Source organism: Hydrogenophaga sp., assembly GCF_019635465.1.
Lineage (GTDB): Bacteria > Pseudomonadota > Gammaproteobacteria > Burkholderiales > Burkholderiaceae_C > Hydrogenophaga.
Genome location: NZ_JAHBZK010000016.1, coordinates 44,838 through 60,153, shown reverse-complemented (window position 1 = coordinate 60,153; position 15,316 = coordinate 44,838). Strand labels below are relative to the sequence as shown.

General features: G+C 67.2%; 20 protein-coding genes. 9 read left to right on the top strand and 11 right to left on the bottom strand.

The window, feature by feature from the left end:
- Positions 1–20 precede the first annotated feature (20 nt).
- The gene (gene paaB / locus KF871_RS14900; RefSeq protein ID WP_291144125.1) at positions 21–317 is read right to left on the bottom strand and encodes a 1,2-phenylacetyl-CoA epoxidase subunit PaaB; all 297 of its coding nucleotides are present in this window, start codon (positions 315–317) and stop codon (positions 21–23) included.
- Positions 314–1,330 (bottom strand): 1,2-phenylacetyl-CoA epoxidase subunit PaaA, encoded by a 1,017-nt coding sequence (gene paaA, locus KF871_RS14895; protein WP_291144122.1) that lies wholly within the window; start codon positions 1,328–1,330, stop codon positions 314–316. Before paaA ends, paaB begins: the two co-directional genes overlap by 4 nt.
- Positions 1,331–1,449: 119 nt before the next feature.
- On the opposite strand from paaA, the gene KF871_RS14890 reads away from it, so the two are divergent.
- Positions 1,450–2,031: a CAP domain-containing protein gene (locus tag KF871_RS14890; RefSeq protein WP_291144119.1), complete on the top strand. Its 582-nt coding sequence runs from the start codon at positions 1,450–1,452 to the stop codon at positions 2,029–2,031.
- 14 nt (positions 2,032–2,045) lie between these two features.
- Here KF871_RS14890 and KF871_RS14885 read toward each other — a convergent pair whose 3' ends face one another.
- Positions 2,046–2,960 (bottom strand): 23S rRNA (adenine(2030)-N(6))-methyltransferase RlmJ, encoded by a 915-nt coding sequence (locus tag KF871_RS14885; protein WP_291144116.1) that lies wholly within the window; start codon positions 2,958–2,960, stop codon positions 2,046–2,048.
- Positions 2,961–3,145: 185 nt separating this feature from the next.
- Here KF871_RS14885 and rplM point away from each other — a divergent pair, with 185 nt between their 5' ends.
- From rplM to erpA, 5 genes are all read left to right on the top strand, one after another.
- On the top strand, positions 3,146–3,577 hold the full coding sequence (gene rplM, locus KF871_RS14880; RefSeq protein WP_291144113.1) for a 50S ribosomal protein L13: 432 nt from the start codon (positions 3,146–3,148) through the stop codon (positions 3,575–3,577).
- Between the two features lie 11 nt (positions 3,578–3,588).
- Entirely contained in the window at positions 3,589–3,981 is a 393-nt protein-coding gene (gene rpsI, locus KF871_RS14875; RefSeq protein ID WP_251710088.1) for a 30S ribosomal protein S9, read from the top strand.
- Positions 3,982–4,136: 155 nt separating this feature from the next.
- A complete protein-coding gene (locus KF871_RS14870) occupies positions 4,137–4,796 on the top strand; it encodes a DUF6776 family protein (protein ID WP_367172059.1) in 660 nt (219 codons plus the stop codon).
- A 25-nt stretch (positions 4,797–4,821) separates the two neighbouring features.
- Complete coding sequence (locus tag KF871_RS14865; RefSeq protein WP_291144107.1) at positions 4,822–5,223, top strand: polymer-forming cytoskeletal protein; 402 nt, start codon at positions 4,822–4,824, stop codon at positions 5,221–5,223.
- A gap of 80 nt (positions 5,224–5,303) precedes the next feature.
- Positions 5,304–5,672 (top strand): iron-sulfur cluster insertion protein ErpA, encoded by a 369-nt coding sequence (gene erpA, locus KF871_RS14860; protein WP_291144104.1) that lies wholly within the window; start codon positions 5,304–5,306, stop codon positions 5,670–5,672.
- A gap of 82 nt (positions 5,673–5,754) precedes the next feature.
- On the opposite strand, the gene KF871_RS14855 is transcribed toward erpA, so the two are convergent.
- Positions 5,755–7,152, bottom strand: coding sequence for a M23 family metallopeptidase (locus KF871_RS14855; protein ID WP_291144100.1), 1,398 nt, complete (start codon positions 7,150–7,152; stop codon positions 5,755–5,757).
- Between the two features lie 206 nt (positions 7,153–7,358).
- Between KF871_RS14855 and tyrS the strand changes: the two genes are divergently transcribed.
- Entirely contained in the window at positions 7,359–8,621 is a 1,263-nt protein-coding gene (tyrS, locus tag KF871_RS14850) for a tyrosine--tRNA ligase (protein ID WP_291144097.1), read from the top strand.
- A 9-nt stretch (positions 8,622–8,630) separates the two neighbouring features.
- On the opposite strand, the gene KF871_RS14845 is transcribed toward tyrS, so the two are convergent.
- From KF871_RS14845 to KF871_RS14830, 4 genes are all read right to left on the bottom strand, one after another.
- Positions 8,631–9,314 carry an ankyrin repeat domain-containing protein gene (locus tag KF871_RS14845; protein WP_291144095.1) on the bottom strand — a complete coding sequence of 228 codons (684 nt, stop codon included), beginning with the start codon at positions 9,312–9,314 and terminating at the stop codon, positions 8,631–8,633.
- Complete coding sequence (locus tag KF871_RS14840; RefSeq protein WP_291144092.1) at positions 9,311–9,805, bottom strand: heme-binding protein; 495 nt, start codon at positions 9,803–9,805, stop codon at positions 9,311–9,313. The genes KF871_RS14845 and KF871_RS14840 overlap by 4 nt, the downstream gene beginning before the upstream one ends.
- Positions 9,806–9,909: 104 nt before the next feature.
- Positions 9,910–10,542, bottom strand: coding sequence for a response regulator (locus tag KF871_RS14835; protein WP_291144089.1), 633 nt, complete (start codon positions 10,540–10,542; stop codon positions 9,910–9,912).
- Positions 10,539–11,993, bottom strand: coding sequence for a HAMP domain-containing sensor histidine kinase (locus tag KF871_RS14830; RefSeq protein ID WP_291144086.1), 1,455 nt, complete (start codon positions 11,991–11,993; stop codon positions 10,539–10,541). Before KF871_RS14830 ends, KF871_RS14835 begins: the two co-directional genes overlap by 4 nt.
- 31 nt (positions 11,994–12,024) lie before the next feature.
- Between KF871_RS14830 and KF871_RS14825 the strand changes: the two genes are divergently transcribed.
- Both KF871_RS14825 and dtd read left to right on the top strand, forming a co-directional pair.
- Entirely contained in the window at positions 12,025–12,951 is a 927-nt protein-coding gene (locus KF871_RS14825) for a cation diffusion facilitator family transporter (RefSeq protein WP_291144083.1), read from the top strand.
- Positions 12,948–13,391, top strand: coding sequence for a D-aminoacyl-tRNA deacylase (gene dtd / locus KF871_RS14820; RefSeq protein WP_291144080.1), 444 nt, complete (start codon positions 12,948–12,950; stop codon positions 13,389–13,391). The genes KF871_RS14825 and dtd overlap by 4 nt, the downstream gene beginning before the upstream one ends.
- Positions 13,392–13,404: 13 nt before the next feature.
- On the opposite strand, the gene KF871_RS14815 is transcribed toward dtd, so the two are convergent.
- The 3 genes from KF871_RS14815 to KF871_RS14805 all read right to left on the bottom strand — a co-directional run bounded on the left by KF871_RS14815 (position 13,405) and on the right by KF871_RS14805 (position 15,301).
- Entirely contained in the window at positions 13,405–13,734 is a 330-nt protein-coding gene (locus KF871_RS14815) for a YegP family protein (RefSeq protein ID WP_291144078.1), read from the bottom strand.
- Between the two features lie 117 nt (positions 13,735–13,851).
- Entirely contained in the window at positions 13,852–14,307 is a 456-nt protein-coding gene (gene ybeY / locus KF871_RS14810; protein ID WP_291144075.1) for an rRNA maturation RNase YbeY, read from the bottom strand.
- Between the two features lie 10 nt (positions 14,308–14,317).
- Positions 14,318–15,301 carry a PhoH family protein gene (locus KF871_RS14805; protein WP_291144072.1) on the bottom strand — a complete coding sequence of 328 codons (984 nt, stop codon included), beginning with the start codon at positions 15,299–15,301 and terminating at the stop codon, positions 14,318–14,320.
- Between the last annotated feature and the right edge of the window lie 15 nt (positions 15,302–15,316).

Here is a 15,316-nt window from a genome sequence, read left to right as displayed (position 1 = left end):
GCCCAACGCAAAACGGCCGATCACATGTGCCCCACTTTGTCGGGGATCTCGTAGAAGGTCGGGTGGCGGTAGATCTTGTCGGCCGCCGGGTCGAAGAAGGCGTCCTTGCTGTCGGGCTCGCTGGCGGTGATGCTGGCCGAGGGCACGACCCAGATGCTCACGCCTTCCTGGCGGCGGGTGTACACGTCGCGCGCCATCTGCAGCGCGTGCTGGGCGTCGCTGGCGTGCAGGCTGCCGCAGTGCTTGTGCTCCAGGCCCTGCTTGCTGCGCACGAAAACTTCCCACAGCGGCCATTCCTTCAATGCGGGCGCGTTCATGCGGCCTCCTTCATGTCGCGTTGTTGTTGCTTGCGGGCGTGGGCCAGCGCGGCTTCGCGCACCCAGGCGCCGTCTTCCCAGGCCTTGACGCGGGTGGCCAGGCGCTCCTTGTTGCAGGGGCCGTTGCCGTTGACCACCTGCCAGAACTCGTCCCAGTCGATGGCGCCAAAGTCGTGGCCGCCTTTGGCCTCGTTCCATTTGAGCTCGGGGTCGGGCAGTGTCACGCCCAGTACCTCGGCCTGCGGCACGGTGGCATCGACGAACTTCTGGCGCAGCGCGTCGTTGCTGATGCGCTTGATGCCCCAGCGCATGCCTTGCACGCTGTTGGGGCTGTTGTCGTCGGGCGGGCCGAACATGGCCAGGCACTTCCACCACCAGCGGTTCACCGCGTCCTGCACCATGGCCTTTTGTTCGTCGGTGCCCTGCATCATGGTCAGCAGCGCTTCGTAGCCTTGGCGCTGGTGAAAGCTCTCTTCCTTGCAGACGCGGATCATGGCGCGCGCATACGGCCCGTAGCTGCAGCGGCACAGCGGAATCTGGTTCATGATCGCCGCGCCATCGACCAGCCAGCCGATCACGCCGACGTCGGCCCAGTTCAGGGTGGGGTAGTTGAAGATCGAGCTGTACTTGGCCTTGCCGCTGTGCAACGCCTCGACCATCTGGTCGCGGCTGGTGCCGAGCGTTTCGGCCGCGCTGTAGAGGTACAAGCCGTGGCCGCCTTCGTCCTGCACCTTGGCCAGCAGGATGGCCTTGCGCTTGAGGCTCGGGGCGCGGCTGATCCAGTTGCCCTCGGGCAGCATGCCGACGATCTCGCTGTGGGCGTGCTGGCTGATCTGGCGCACCAGCGTCTTGCGATACGCCTCGGGCATCCAGTCGCGCGGCTCGATCTTGCCGTCGGCGTCGATGGCGGCGTCGAAATGCGCCTGCAGTGCGGCGTCGGCCTCGTTGGGCACGGCCTGTGGGCCGGGCGCGGCCTGCCCGCCGTCGGGCACGTTGAAGGATTGTGTGTACATGCGCGTCTCCTCGCCGTCGGGGGTGAGGCGCGCAGTCTAGCAAATTAGCCGACCGATCGGTCGGCTAATTGGATTCCGTTGATCGGGAACCCGGTGGGCCGTTCCGGCACACAGGCCCCATGCCCTCACTCAAGCCGTCTTCTCCACGCTGGCGCCTTGCCTTCCTGACCATCTTCGTAGCGCAGCTTTCTGCTGCGCTGTCCGCCTGCGGTGGTGGGGGCGGTGGCGCTGATGCTGCAGGCACGGCCCCGGCCTCGCAGGTCAAGACCGTCGCCTGCCGGGTGGGCGACCTCAGCGCGGCGACCGCGCCCGCCGTTAACTTGCTTCGCACATCAGCGCAAAGCTGTGGCGGCGTGCAGTATCCCGCCGTGCCAACAGTGGCATGGGACGCGCGGTTGGCGCAGGCCGCCGAACGCCACGGCACCGACATGGCAATCAACAGGTTCTTCGACCACACCGGTAGCGATGGCTCGTCGGTGGGGACCCGGGTCACGGCCAGTGGGTACGCTTGGACTGTGGTGGCGGAAAACCTGGCCTCCGGCCAGTCCAGCCTGAACGCGGCGCTGGCCGCCTGGCTGGCCAGCACCGGCCATTGCCAGAACCTCATGAAGGCCAACGTGACCGACGTAGGTCTGGCCTGCGTGAAACGCGAAGGCGACGGCCAACCCTATTTGTGGACCCTGGTGCTGGCGCGCCCCTGACCTGGTCCGGCGCCTCAGGCGCTGCCGTGCTCCAAGGTGTGGCCTTGCCCGCGGCCGCGCCCGAGGATGTCCACCAGTCTGGGCAGGCTGGCCTTCAAGCCCTCGGCCAGGGTGTGGGGCGGGTTGATCACGAACATGCCGCTGGCCGTGAGTCCGGGGCGCTCGTTGGGTGCCAGGGGAGGGTGGCCGATGGCCAGCGTGGCGTTGAGCCAGCCGCGCCCGGCGCGTTGCGCCAGACCGCGCAACTTGCGTGGCAAGTCGTGAGCCTCGGTACGGGGAATCACCGGATACCAGACCACATAGGTACCCGTGGCAAAGCGCTTGACGGCGTCCTGTATGCAGGCGCTCACTTTGCCGTAATCGCTTTTCAGTTCGTAGCTGGGGTCCATCAAAACCAGGGCGCGCCGCGAGCCCTGCGCATCGGCAGGGGGCGGCAGCAAGGGTTTGAGGCCTTCAAACCCATCCTGGCGCACCACCACCACGCTGCGTCCGGCTTCCAGCTGCGCGACGTTGCTGCTGAGCGACTTGCCGTCGGTGGGGTGCAGCTCGAACAGCTTGAGCCGGTCGCGCGCGTCATGGCGCATCAGGTGCTGCATGACAAAGGGCGAGCCCGGGTACACGCGCAGGGCGCCGTCCGGGTTGAAGCCCGCCACCAGGTCCAGGTAATCGTCGAGCACCGGGGTCGACTCGGGCGCCTGCCCGGCGGCTGGCCGCAGCACCTCGAACAGACGCACCACGCCATGGGTGGCCTCGCCCCCCTTGTCGGTGAAATCGCTGTCCAGGCGGTACAGTCCGGCCCCGGCGTGGGTATCCACCATCGTCAGGGTGCCCGGCTTGAGCATGAGGTGGCGCAGGGTGGCGATCAGCACCATGTGCTTGAGGACGTCACCGTGGTTGCCGGCGTGAAAAGCGTGGCGGTAAGAGAACATGGGGCGGCGATGGTACGCCGGAATAGGCGCAAGGCCCGGGAATTCGTATAATGGCGGGCTTCGCAGCGCTTCAGCTGGCCCCGCGGCGAAGTTCAGTCATTGGCTGAAACACCACCTAAGAGGGTTCCGTCAGAGAACCGCCGACCGTGGAAAAGGGCCGCCAAACCCCTCGTAAAGAGAAACTCATGACCAAAACGTTCAGCGCCAAACCCGCTGACGTGAAGCGCGAGTGGTTTGTGATTGACGCGACCGACAAGGTCCTCGGACGAGTTGCCAGTGAAGTGGCTCTCCGACTGCGCGGCAAGCACAAGGCCATTTACACGCCTCACGTCGACACGGGCGACTACATCGTCATCATCAACGCAGCCAAGCTGCGCGTGACGGGCACCAAGTCCACCGACAAGATCTACTACCGTCACTCGGGCTTCCCGGGCGGCATCTACGCCACCAACTTCCGCGACATGCAGGCCAAGCACCCCGGCCGCGCGCTCGAGAAGGCCGTCAAGGGCATGCTGCCCAAGGGCCCGCTGGGCTACGCCATGATCAAGAAGCTCAAGGTCTATGGCGGCGCCGAGCATCCCCACACCGCCCAGCAGCCGCAAACGCTGGACATCTGAAGGAGCCCTGAATGATTGGTGAATGGAACAACGGCACCGGCCGTCGCAAATCCAGCGTCGCCCGCGTGTTCCTCAAGAAGGGCAGCGGCAAGATCACGGTCAACGGCAAGGACATCCAGCAGTTCTTTGGCCGCGAGACCTCGATCATGATCGCCAAGCAGCCGCTCGTGCTGACCGACAACGTCGAGACCTTCGACATCCAGGTCAACGTGCACGGTGGCGGTGAATCGGGTCAGGCTGGCGCCGTGCGCCACGGCATCACCCGCGCCCTGATCGACTACGATGCGACCCTCAAGCCCGCGCTGTCGCAAGCCGGGTTCGTGACCCGCGACGCCCGCGAGGTTGAACGTAAGAAGGTCGGTCTGCGCTCTGCGCGCCGTCGCAAGCAGTTCAGCAAGCGCTGATCGCCTGCCTACAGCGACCTGTGGAAACCGCCTGCAAGCTTGCTTGGGGCGGTTTCTGCTTTCTGGGGGTCGCTTTCTTTTGCTTGCACTTTGAATGAAAGGGTTGCATGCGTTGGCGCTTGGTGCGTAGGCGATGGAAAGGCGGGGCACCGCGAATGGCGGTGCGCAGCGCTCTGCCGTGGCCACTGCGCTGGCTGGTGCTGGCCCTCATGCTGGGTTTTTCGGGGGCGCTGGCACTCTGGGCCTTTGAATTCGGGCGCGACATCGCCGGCCTGGATCGCAATGCCCGCGAGGAGCTTCAACAGTTGCGCCATGACAGCGCCGCGCTGCGGGCGGAGTTGGCCGATGCCCGCGCCGTCAACGTGACGGCGGCAAGCCAGCTCACCACCGAGCGCGCCATGGCCGAACAGTTGCGCGTGCAGATCCGTCAGCTGGAAGCCGACAACCAGTCGCTGCGCAACGACCTGGGCTTTTTCGAGCGACTCATTCCGGCCAGCGGGGGCGACAGCCTGGCCATTCGGGGGCTCCAGGCGGAACGTCTGTCGGCCACACAGTGGCGTTGGCAGGTTCTGATGATCCAGGCCGCCCGTCGCGCGCCAGAATTCCGCGGCGTGCTGGAAATCACGTTTACCGGTACTTTGGCGGGCAAGCCCTGGTCGTCCAGGCAGTCGCCCAACCCGCAATCGGTGGTCGTCAAGGGTTACCTGCGGCAGGAGGGCGTCATCGATTTGCCTGCCCAGGTCGAGGTCAAGTCCGTGACGGCCAAGGTGCTTCAAGGTGCTTCGGTGCGCTCGGTTCAGACCCTCGAGTTGTGACGACTCGACACCACAGGAGATCGCCATGTTCGGCAAAACCAAGCAACCCCCGATCAAAAGCCTGATCGCGCAGGGGACCCGGATTCAGGGCGATCTGATGTTCAGCGAAGGCCTGCGCATCGATGGCGAGGTGGCCGGCAACATCCGCGCCGTTGCTGGTGACGCCAGCATCCTGATCGTCAGCGAGGTTGCGTCGGTCACGGGTTCGATCGAAGCCGACCACGTCATCATTGACGGTCGGGTCAAGGGGCCAGTGCTGGCGCGCGAGCTGCTCGAATTGCAGCCCAAGGCGCAGATCGAAGGCGACGTGTCCTACCGCTCGATCGAAATGCACCAGGGTGCGCGCATCTCCGGCCAGATGCGCCCGGTGGCGGCCGACGCGGCGGGTGAAATGCCCCCACTCAAATTGGCGGCAAACGATCGCTGATTCGGCGCTCGCGCACCTCTGCCGTACCATTGCGGCCTTTGCAGGGGCGATGGCGCCGCTGCGCACCGAGAGGATTGCCCATGTCTGCCGTGGCCGAAACCGTTCAAACCGAAGAATTCCCGGCGCCGCTGGTGTTCACCGACAGTGCCGCCGCCAAGGTGGCCGAGCTGGTGGCCGAAGAAGGCAATCCCGATCTCAAGCTGCGCGTGTTCGTGCAGGGCGGTGGCTGCTCCGGGTTCCAGTACGGCTTCACCTTCGACGAGGTGGTCAATGAAGACGACACCTCCATGTCCAAGAACGGTGTCACCCTGCTCATCGACGCCATGAGCTACCAGTACCTGGTGGGCGCCGAGATCGACTACAAGGAAGACCTCCAGGGTGCCCAGTTCGTGATCAAGAACCCGAACGCCACCACCACCTGCGGGTGCGGGTCGAGCTTCAGCGTCTGATCGCCGCCCGACTGTCTGGGCACAACAAAAAAGGGAGCCTTGGCTCCCTTTTTTACTGGCCGGCGTTGTGCCGCAGCGGCGCTCAGTCGGCGCTGGCCTGCTCAACTGTGGCGGCAGCGTCGAGCTTGAGGCGCTGTGCCTGGGCCACTTCAGCGAAGGCGCTGCGCAGGTTGGCGGGCAGCTTGAGCGCTTCGGACTGGCGGGCGATGGTCAGCGGGTTCTGGTGCTGGCCATGGTCGCGGAACTCGAAGTGCAGGTGCGGGCCGGTGGACATGCCGGTGGTGCCCACGTTGCCGATGAAATCGCCTTGATCCACGCGCTGCCCGGTGCGCACACCGATGCGGCTCAGGTGGGCATAGACCGTCTTTTGCTCGTTGCGGTGGCGCACGATGATGACGTTGCCATAGCCGCGCTGCACACCGGCGAACTCGATGACCCCGTCGCCCACGGTGCGCACCGGCGTGCCGGTGGGTGCGGCGAAGTCCACACCCAGGTGGGCGCGCTGGCGGCCAAGCACCGGGTGGAATCGCATGCCGTAGCCGCTGCTCACGCGCGAAAACTCCAGCGGAGATGACAGGTAGTAGCGACGCTTGCTCTCGCCGTCGAAGCCGTAGTAGCCGCCCTTGAGGCCGGCGGCCTCGAACCACATGGCCTCGTGCTTGCGCCCGGCGTTGATGAACTGGGCGGCCAGCACGCGGCCGGTGCGCAGCGGCTCACCGTCGGCGGTGAGGGTTTCGTAGACGATGTTGAAGCGATCGCCCTTGCGCAGGTCGCGTCGGAAATCGATGTCTGAGGAAAAGATTTCGGCCAGTTGCACCGCAACGCCATCGGGGATGTTGCTGGCGTCGGTGGCGGCAAACAGCGAGCTCTGGATTTCGCCGCCGGCCAGGCGCGACGACGCTTCGAGTTCGCCCTTTTCGAGGCGCGAGCTCAGCCCGTCGGGGCCGCGCTCAACCACGAGGCGCACAAAGCCGCGGTCGTTGCCACCATCGGGCCAGCGCGCAGTCAGGCGTTGCAGGGTCTGCGTGGGCGAAGCCTCGGCGTGCACCAGGCGGGTGAAGCGGCTGGCCAGCAGTTGGCGGGCCACGCTGTCGCGGCCCAGGAAGGTCTGCGCTTCGGCGTCGTTGACGCCCAGGCGTTGCAGCAGGGTCTGGGGCGTGTCGTCACGGCGGGTGACGTCGCTGCGGTACAGCGTCCAGGGTTGGGCGTCGGCCAGCAGCGGGTTGCCCTGGGCAAGGTCGCCGGCCGTCATGGGCGCAGGGATCAGCGTGGGTTGGGCACTGGCGGGCAGTGCCTCAACCACTTCGTGCACCGGCAGCTTGGCGGCGTCGGGTGCCAGGGGGGCGATGCCGAAGGCGGTGACGCCGGTGCCCAGCAGCAACACGCCGAGGCCACCCATCAGGCGGCGCGGGTGGCGGGCGATCGAATCAGCGGTCTGGCGGCCAAGCTGGCTGGCGGCGTTGAGGGTCTGGCGTATCAATTTCGGTCATCCATGAAAGGGCCGGTGCGGGCAGCAAGGCCACACACCGGCATCCAGGGAGTGAGCGGACGGCTGCGTGAGAGTTCACGCGGCTGGCCGGTCTTTACTGCGTGTTTCAGACAGTGCAAAAAACACGCCAACTAAAATCCGGCGACGGGCGGCAATTGTAACGACGCGCCCACCCCCTCCCATCGGAAGAAACACGTATGAAGAACGGCCTAAATTCGCCCGTCTTGCCGGCTGGCGAACCCAGCGGCGCCGACACGCTGACGGACGGCGTGCGCTACGCACTGGCGGTGACGCGGCGGGGGTGCGAAGAATTGATACCCGAGGCCGACTGGGTCCAAAAATTGTCACGTGCCGAGCGCACCGGCACGCCTCTGCGCATCAAGCTCGGCTTGGACCCGACCGCCCCCGACATCCACATCGGCCACACCGTGGTGCTCAACAAGATGCGCCAGTTGCAGGACCTGGGCCACACGGTGATCTTCCTCATCGGCGACTTCACCAGCCTGATCGGCGACCCGTCGGGACGCAACAGCACGCGTCCGCCGCTCACGCCCGAGCAGATCAAGGCCAACGCCGAGACCTACTACAAGCAGGCCAGCCTGGTGCTGGACCCGGCGAAAACCGAGATTCGCTACAACAGCGAATGGAGTCTGCCGCTGGGCTCGATGGGCATGATCCAGCTCGCGGCCAAGTACACCGTGGCGCGCATGATGGAGCGCAACGACTTCCACCAGCGCTTTTCCGCCGGCACGCCGATCAGCGTGCACGAGTTCCTCTACCCGTTGATGCAGGGCTACGACTCGGTGGCGCTCAAGAGCGACCTCGAGCTCGGTGGCACCGACCAGAAGTTCAACCTGCTCATGGGGCGCCACCTGCAAGCCGAGTACGGCCAGGAGCCGCAGTGCATCCTCACCATGCCGCTGCTCGAAGGCCTGGATGGCGTGGACAAGATGTCCAAGAGCAAGAACAACTACATCGGCATCACCGAAGACGCCAACACCATGTTCGCCAAGGTGCTGAGCATTTCCGACGACCTGATGTGGCGCTGGTACACGCTGCTGTCGTTCAAGTCGCTTGACGACATTGCGGCGCTCAAGGCCGAGGTGGTGGGGGGACGCAACCCCAAGGACGCCAAGGTGATGCTGGCCAAGGAGATCACCGCGCGCTTTCACAACCCCGCCGCGGCCGAGGCCGCCGAGCAGGACTTCATCAACCGCAGCAAGGGCGGCGTGCCCGACGACATCCCCGAGGTCTCGCTCGGTGGCGCGCCGCTGGGCATCGGCGCACTGCTCAAGTCGGCCGGCCTGGCGCCCTCCACCAGCGAAGCCAACCGCCTCATCGACGGCGGCGGCGTGCGTGTCGATGGCGCGGTGGTCAGCGACAAGGGTCTCAAGCTGGCCGGCGGGACCTACGTGGTGCAGGTTGGCAAGCGCAAGTTCGCTCGGGTCACGCTGGCTTGAGGGCAGTGCTCAGCGGGCGCCAGCCTGCGTGAGCGTCTGCGCCATCGCCGAGTAGCCCCGGCTGCGCGCCAGTGCCAATGGGGTCTGGCCACTGCGGTCGCTCAGTTGCAGGTTGGCACCCGCATCGATGAGAGCCTTCAGGGTCGCCTGGTGACGCACACCCCCATCGCCCAGCACGATCGATTCGATCACCGCCGTCCAGTGCAGGTTGTTGACGTGGTCCAGCGGCGCGCCGGCGGCGATCAGCTGGCGCACCACGCCGTCGTGTCCGAGGTGGGCGGCCGCGATCAGCGCCGTGCCGTCGTAGCGGCTGGTGACCAGCCGGGCGCTGGCACCGCTCGACAGCAGCACACGCAGGCAGTCTTCGTCGTCGGCCACCGATGCGATGGTCACGGCGTCGTAGCGCCCTTGCTCCAGCGCGGCGTGGTCAGCGCCCGCCTTCATCAGTGCCTGCACCGCGGCGGGCCGACGTGCAAACGTGGCCACGTGCAATGGCGTGCGCCCGGCAGGGTCGGTGGCGTTGATGGCTGCGCCTGCCCGCAGCAGGCGCTCGATGGCGGGAACGTCGCCCCGATGGGCCGCCGCGTGCAGGCCCTGATAGACCGCGGCCTCGCTGGCCGTGGGGGGCACCTGCGCGTGCACATGGGCCACTGCAGCCGTTGCCGCCAGCAGCAGCAGGGTGCGCCGCTTCATTGCAGTTGCGCCTTGACTTGCTCGATCGCCGCGACCGCGCATTGCTCGTCGAGGTGACCGCCCGGCGCGCCACCGACGCCGATGGCGCCAATGACCTCGTTGCCCGCGCGCACCGGCACGCCACCGCCGAGCAGCAGAAAGCCCGGGATGTTCACCAGGTTGGCCGCGCCGGGGTTCTTTTGCGCGGTCTCCATCATGGCCAGCGTGTTGTTGCGCGCCGAAGCCGAGGTGTAGGCCTTGAGCCGGCTGGCTTCCAGCGTGTGCGGGCCGGCGTTGTCGGCGCGCTGCTGGGCACGAACCTGACCGGCCCGGTCGACCACGGTGGCGGTGACGGCATGGCCGTTGGCGCTGCACGCGGCCACCGCGCCAGCGGCCAGGCGATTGGCCAGTTCCAGCGTCAGGGTGCGCTCAGTGCGGACAGCCTCGGCGTGCGCCAGGGTGACGGAGCCGATCAAGGCCAGGGTAGTGGCGGTAGCAAGGGTGGGACGCATGGGTTTGTTCTCCAGTGAGGGGCGGTTCGATCAACCGTGGCGCCACTGTAGAAATCCAGGCGTTCGCTCGCCATTCGCGCGGCTACGCCCCGACCTGCGTAGAACTACGCAGCGGGGCGCTGGGCCACCAGTGCGGCAAAGTCGCGCACCAGTTGCGCCAGCGAATCGACCTGCAGCTTGTCGAAGACATGCGCGCGATGGGTCTCCACCGTGCGCGGCGACAGACCCAGTTGGCGTGCGATGGCCTTGTTGCTCAAGCCCTCGACGATCAGCGCCAGCACCTCGCGCTCGCGCGGCGACAGCTGTTGCCAGCGTTCCCGGGCCAGGCTCTCCGTCTGGCTGCGCTGGCGGCGCATCACGTGTTGGCGCACTGCCTGCTGCAAGGCATCGATCAGCGCCTCGTCATCGACCGGCTTTTCCAGGAACTCGGCCGCACCGGCCTTGAAGGCGCGCCGGCACATGTCCACGGTGCCGTGGCCGGTGAGCATGATCACCGGCTGGTCCACGCCCTGTGCGACCAGCGTATCGAGCACGCTCAGGCCGCTGGTGCCGGGCATGCGCACATCCAGCACGATGGCGCCAATGCCTTCGCGGTCGAACCCGGCCAGGAAGGCCTGCGGCTGCGACCAGCCCACCACGCGCAAACCGACCGTACCGATGAGCAGCGACAGGCTTTCGCGAACGGCGTCGTCGTCGTCGATCAGGTGCACCGTGGGCGATTGGTGATCGTGGCTCATTCGGTGTCTCCATGGCACGGCAGACGCAGGCGAAAACAGGCGCCGCCGTCGGGGGCGTGGTCTGCGCTCAGCTCGCCACCCTGGGCCCGGGCAAGCGATTCGCTCAGCGTCAGACCCAAGCCCAGCCCGCCCTCGCGGGTGGTGAAGAATGGCTCGAACACCCGCTCTCGCTCGGTGGGCGACAGGCCCGGGCCGGTGTCTTCCACCTGCAGCACGGCGCTGCTGCCGTCGCGCTGGATGGACAGGCGCAGCGCCCGCGGTCTGTGTGTCTGCCGGGCCAGTGCCTGCAAGGCGTTGCTCAGCAGGTTGTGCACGATTTGATCGAGGGCAACTGGATCGGCCATCACCGTGACGGGCTCGTCGCGCAGCCAGCGCACCGTTACGCCCAGCTGCTCGATGTCGGGATGCATCAAATGCAGCGCGTCGCGCACGCAAGGTCCCAGCGCCAACGGACGTTGGAGGTTTGTGCTGGCGTCCTGCTCAAGCCCACGTCGAAGGCGTCCCAGCACATCGGCGGCGCGGCGCGCCTGGGCCGCTGCCGCGCCCATGGCGTCCTGCGCGGTGGCGATTGCCGGTGGATCGTCCTTGAGCATCCGCTGCGCGGCCTGGGTGTTGGCCAGTACCGCCGTCAGTGGCTGGTTCAGCTCGTGCGCCAGACCGGCCGCGAACTCGCCCATGGCGTTGAGGCGACCCAGTTGGCCCAGACGCAGCAGGGCCTCGGCCCGCTGGCGCGCTTCTCGCTGGCGCAGCCCCTGCCGAAGGGCCCACAGAGCCGCCACCACTGCGACGGTCCACCCCGCCATGGCCGTCCAGGGCAGTTCGCCCCAGCCAACCCAGCGCGTGGCCACGACGTGCATGGGCTGGCTTTCAGCGGCGACGACCTTGTCGAAGTCGAAGTGCCAACCCTGGGTCAATGGCCTGCCGGCTTGCACCGGGAAGATCTGCTTATCCAGCGCGAGCGCGACGCGCACCGGGCTGTTGGTGCGGTCCATGGGCCAGTCGGCGTCGGGCACCAGGCCATCCAGGGCAATCTCCAGTGCATACGCGCTCTCGCCTGCGGCCTGCACCAGGGTGTAGTGCCCATCGGCGATCCGGTCGTCCGCCATGACGGCATGACCCACAGCACGAGACGCTTCCTCCGCTCGACTCAGCGTTGCGTCGGGCCAGGTTTCGCCGGCCGCGCGCGCCAGCACCTTCTGCACCCGGGGGTGGATCGCGCTCAGCCTGGGCAGTGCGTCGTTGCGCGTGGGCGCCAGCAGCCGCAAGGTCGCCAGCACTGCATCGTGTTGCACCGCCTGCTGGCTCAGCAATCGGTGCGCAATGCGGGCGTCGGTTTCGAAGGCGGCGCGTCGGGCTTGCAGGTCGCGTTGCGCGATCAGGGCGCTGCCCACCAGCGCCAGGCCCAGGCCCGCCGCCACCCAGCCCAGCCTCGACCACCATGTGCCTCGCATGCGGGGCATTCTGGCACGCGACAATGCGCTCATGATTGCCGCACTTGAACGCCTTCCACCCAACCGGTTGCTCCAGGCCTCGGTGGCCGTGGCGCTGGTCACCATTGCCCTCAAGACCGGTGCCTGGTGGGTTACCGATTCGGTCGGCCTGCTCTCCGACGCGCTGGAATCGCTGGTGAACCTGGCCGGCGCCACCTTCGGGCTGCTGATGGTCACCATCGCCGCGCGGCCGGCCGACGACGAGCACCCCTACGGCCACCACAAGGCCGAGTACTTCTCCTCGGGATTTGAGGGCGTGCTCATCATCGCGGCGGCCGGCGGCATCGTCTGGGCCGCCATCGGGCGGTTGATGGCGCCGCAGCCGATCGAACAGGTCGGGCTGGGCCTGTGGCTGTCGGTGATCAGTTCGGCGCTCAACGGCGGCCTGGCCTGGGTGATGCTGCGGGCCTCGCGGGTCCATCGATCGGCCGCGCTCGAGGGCGATGCCCGCCACCTGTTCACCGACGTCTGGACCTCGGTCGGCGTGGTCGCGGGCATCGCGCTCGTTGGTGTGACGGGCTGGCTCTGGCTCGACCCGGTGCTGGCCATGCTGGTGGCGCTGAACATCCTGCGCGAAGGGGTTCACCTGATGCGCGACGCCTCGCGTGGGCTGATGGACGAAGCCCTCGACCCCGACCTGCAGCAGACCATCGAAGCCACGCTGGCCGACTTTGCCTACAGCCGCGGCACCACCGACATCATCCGCTTCGATCACATCAACAGCCGCAAGGCTGGTGCGCGGCGCTTCGTCGACCTGCACATGCACATGCCGGCCGGCTGGACCCTGGGACGCGCCGCCGCCCTGCGCACCAGCGTCGAGCAGGCACTGATGAGCGCGGTGCCCGGGCTGCGCGCCACCATCCAGTTGCTGCCCACCGACGTGGAAGCGCACTTCGACGACGAGAGGGACCTGAAGTGATTGCCCTGCTGCAGCGCGTGCGAGAGGCGCGCGTGGACATCGCCGGGCAGACCGTCGGCGCCATCGGCCCGGGTCTGCTGGTGCTGGTGTGCGCCGAGCCCACCGACACCGAGGCCGTGGGCCAGAAGCTGCTGAACAAGATCCTCAAGCTGCGCATCTTTGCCGACGACGCCGGCAAGATGAACCGCAGCGTGCAGGACGTGGGTGGCGGGCTGTTGATCGTCAGCCAGTTCACGCTCGCGGCCGACACCTCGGGCGGCAACCGCCCCGGCTTCACCAACGCCGCGCCGCCCGCGTTGGGCGAGGCGCTCTACGATGCTTTCGTGGCCCAGGCGCGCGCCGCCCATGCCGCCGTGGCCACCGGCCGCTTCGGCGCCGACATGCAGGTGCACCTGGTCAACGACGGGCCGGTGACCATCCCGATGCGCATGAGCGCCTGAGACCGCGAGGGGTTCAGACCTCGCGCACCTCGGTGCTCGGCCCGTTGGCCTTGACCGAGTCGATGCCGGTCTGACGCGCGGCCTCTGACGAGTACATCTGGCTGGTACCGATCACCTGCCCGTTGGACGCCTTGAGGTTGAAGAACGGGCGTCCATCGCTGGCGGTCTTGAGCTCGTAGCGCTCGTCCATCGGGGCGTTCTTCTGTACCGAGGCGATGCCGTTCTGCGCCGAGGGTTTGGCCTCGTACTGCTCGCTGGTCAGGATCACCTGGCCGTTGCCGGCCTTGAGCACGAAGCGAAACTGCCCTTTGTCGTTCTTGGAGAGTTCGTACCAGCCGGCCATGGGTGCTCCTTGCGGGGGTTGAGGAGCGACCATCCTAAAAGCCGATACCCCCTACGGGTAAGTGACCAGACCCTTTCGCCCACCGAATCACCCGGCTTTGCGGCCGCAGAGTGCCGATCAGGTGTAGGGGTTGGGCTGACCCAGGCCGGCGAGGATCTGCACCTCACGCGCCTCCATGGCCTCGGCGTCGGCCTCGCTGGTTTCGTGGTCCCAGCCCTGCGCGTGCAGCGCGCCGTGCACCAGCAGGTGGGCGTAGTGCGCCGCCAGCGGTTTCTTCAGTTGCTTTGCCTCAGCGGCGATTACCGGGGCGCACAACACCAGGTCGGCCATCACCATGGGTTCAATCGCGTAGTCGAAGGTGAGCACGTTGGTGGCGTAGTCCTTCTCGCGGTAGTCGCGGTTCAGCGTTCGGCCCTCGTCGGCATCGACGATGCGCACCGTGAGTTCGGCGTCGCGCGCCAGCGCATGGCGCAAACAGCGCACGACGAAGGCACGCGGCAGCGCTGCGCGGTGCTCGGACACGCCGTCGAAGCGGGCGAATTGCAGGGACAGGCTCAGGTCGGGCAGGGCCATGGCGTCTCCTTCAGTCCTCGCTGCGCCGGCTGCGGCGCGCGGGTGCGGCACCGTCTTCGGCCGAGGGCGAGCGCGCCTCGTAGGCGTCGACGATGCGCGCCACCAGCGGGTGGCGCACCACGTCGGCGCTGCTCAGGCGGGTGAAGCCGATGCCCTGCACCCGCTTGAGCACGCGTTCGGCGTCGATCAGGCCGCTGAGCTGCGTGCGCGGCAGGTCAATCTGGCTCACGTCGCCGGTGACCACGGCCTTGCTGCCGAAGCCGATGCGGGTGAGGAACATCTTCATCTGCTCGGGCGTGGTGTTCTGCGCCTCGTCGAGGATGACGAAGGCGTGGTTGAGGGTGCGCCCGCGCATGAAGGCCAGCGGCGCGATCTCGATTTGCTGGCGCTCGAAGGCCTTTTGCACCTTGTCGAAGCCCATCAGGTCGTAGAGCGCGTCGTACAGGGGGCGCAAGTACGGATCGACCTTCTGGCCCAGGTCGCCGGGCAGAAAGCCGAGCTTCTCGCCCGCTTCCACCGCCGGACGCGTGAGCACGATGCGTTGCACCGCGCTGCGCTCCAGCGCGTCCACCGCACAGGCCACGGCCAGGTAGGTCTTGCCGGTGCCGGCCGGGCCGATGCCGAAGGTGATGTCGTGCAGCGACATGTTCTCCAGGTAGCGGGCCTGATTGGGCGTACGCCCGCGCACCTCGCCACGGCGTGTCTGCATGGCCGGCGCACCGTCGCCACTTTCGGCCAGTGCTGTGTCGCCGCTGAGCATGAGCTGCACCTGCTCGGGCGGTATCGGGCCGCGCGCCATTTCGTACAGCGCCTGAAGCACTTCCATGGCGCGCTGCGCCTTGGCCTTGGGGCCTTCCACCCGGAACTGCTCGAAGCGGTGCGCCACCTTCACCTGCAGCGCGGCTTCGATGCTGCGGATGTGCGCGTCCAGCGGGCCGCACAGGTGGGCCATGCGGGTGTTGTCCGGGGGGCTGAAGGTGTGTCTGAGAATCAAGCCGATAATTCCTTC

Bases quoted from the DNA above. Each gene is read 5' to 3' on its own strand.
- paaB (WP_291144125.1), bottom strand. From the start codon at position 317: ATGAACGCGCCCGCATTGAAGGAATGGCCGCTGTGGGAAGTTTTCGTG.
- paaA (WP_291144122.1), bottom strand. From the start codon at position 1,330: ATGTACACACAATCCTTCAACGTGCCCGACGGCGGGCAGGCCGCGCCC.
- KF871_RS14890 (WP_291144119.1), top strand. From the start codon at position 1,450: ATGCCCTCACTCAAGCCGTCTTCTCCACGCTGGCGCCTTGCCTTCCTG.
- KF871_RS14885 (WP_291144116.1), bottom strand. From the start codon at position 2,960: ATGTTCTCTTACCGCCACGCTTTTCACGCCGGCAACCACGGTGACGTC.
- rplM (WP_291144113.1), top strand. From the start codon at position 3,146: ATGACCAAAACGTTCAGCGCCAAACCCGCTGACGTGAAGCGCGAGTGG.
- rpsI (WP_251710088.1), top strand. From the start codon at position 3,589: ATGATTGGTGAATGGAACAACGGCACCGGCCGTCGCAAATCCAGCGTC.
- KF871_RS14870 (WP_367172059.1), top strand. From the start codon at position 4,137: ATGGCGGTGCGCAGCGCTCTGCCGTGGCCACTGCGCTGGCTGGTGCTG.
- KF871_RS14865 (WP_291144107.1), top strand. From the start codon at position 4,822: ATGTTCGGCAAAACCAAGCAACCCCCGATCAAAAGCCTGATCGCGCAG.
- erpA (WP_291144104.1), top strand. From the start codon at position 5,304: ATGTCTGCCGTGGCCGAAACCGTTCAAACCGAAGAATTCCCGGCGCCG.
- tyrS (WP_291144097.1), top strand. From the start codon at position 7,359: ATGAAGAACGGCCTAAATTCGCCCGTCTTGCCGGCTGGCGAACCCAGC.
- KF871_RS14845 (WP_291144095.1), bottom strand. From the start codon at position 9,314: ATGAAGCGGCGCACCCTGCTGCTGCTGGCGGCAACGGCTGCAGTGGCC.
- KF871_RS14840 (WP_291144092.1), bottom strand. From the start codon at position 9,805: ATGCGTCCCACCCTTGCTACCGCCACTACCCTGGCCTTGATCGGCTCC.
- KF871_RS14835 (WP_291144089.1), bottom strand. From the start codon at position 10,542: ATGAGCCACGATCACCAATCGCCCACGGTGCACCTGATCGACGACGAC.
- KF871_RS14830 (WP_291144086.1), bottom strand. From the start codon at position 11,993: ATGCGAGGCACATGGTGGTCGAGGCTGGGCTGGGTGGCGGCGGGCCTG.
- KF871_RS14825 (WP_291144083.1), top strand. From the start codon at position 12,025: ATGATTGCCGCACTTGAACGCCTTCCACCCAACCGGTTGCTCCAGGCC.
- KF871_RS14815 (WP_291144078.1), bottom strand. From the start codon at position 13,734: ATGGCCGGCTGGTACGAACTCTCCAAGAACGACAAAGGGCAGTTTCGC.
- ybeY (WP_291144075.1), bottom strand. From the start codon at position 14,307: ATGGCCCTGCCCGACCTGAGCCTGTCCCTGCAATTCGCCCGCTTCGAC.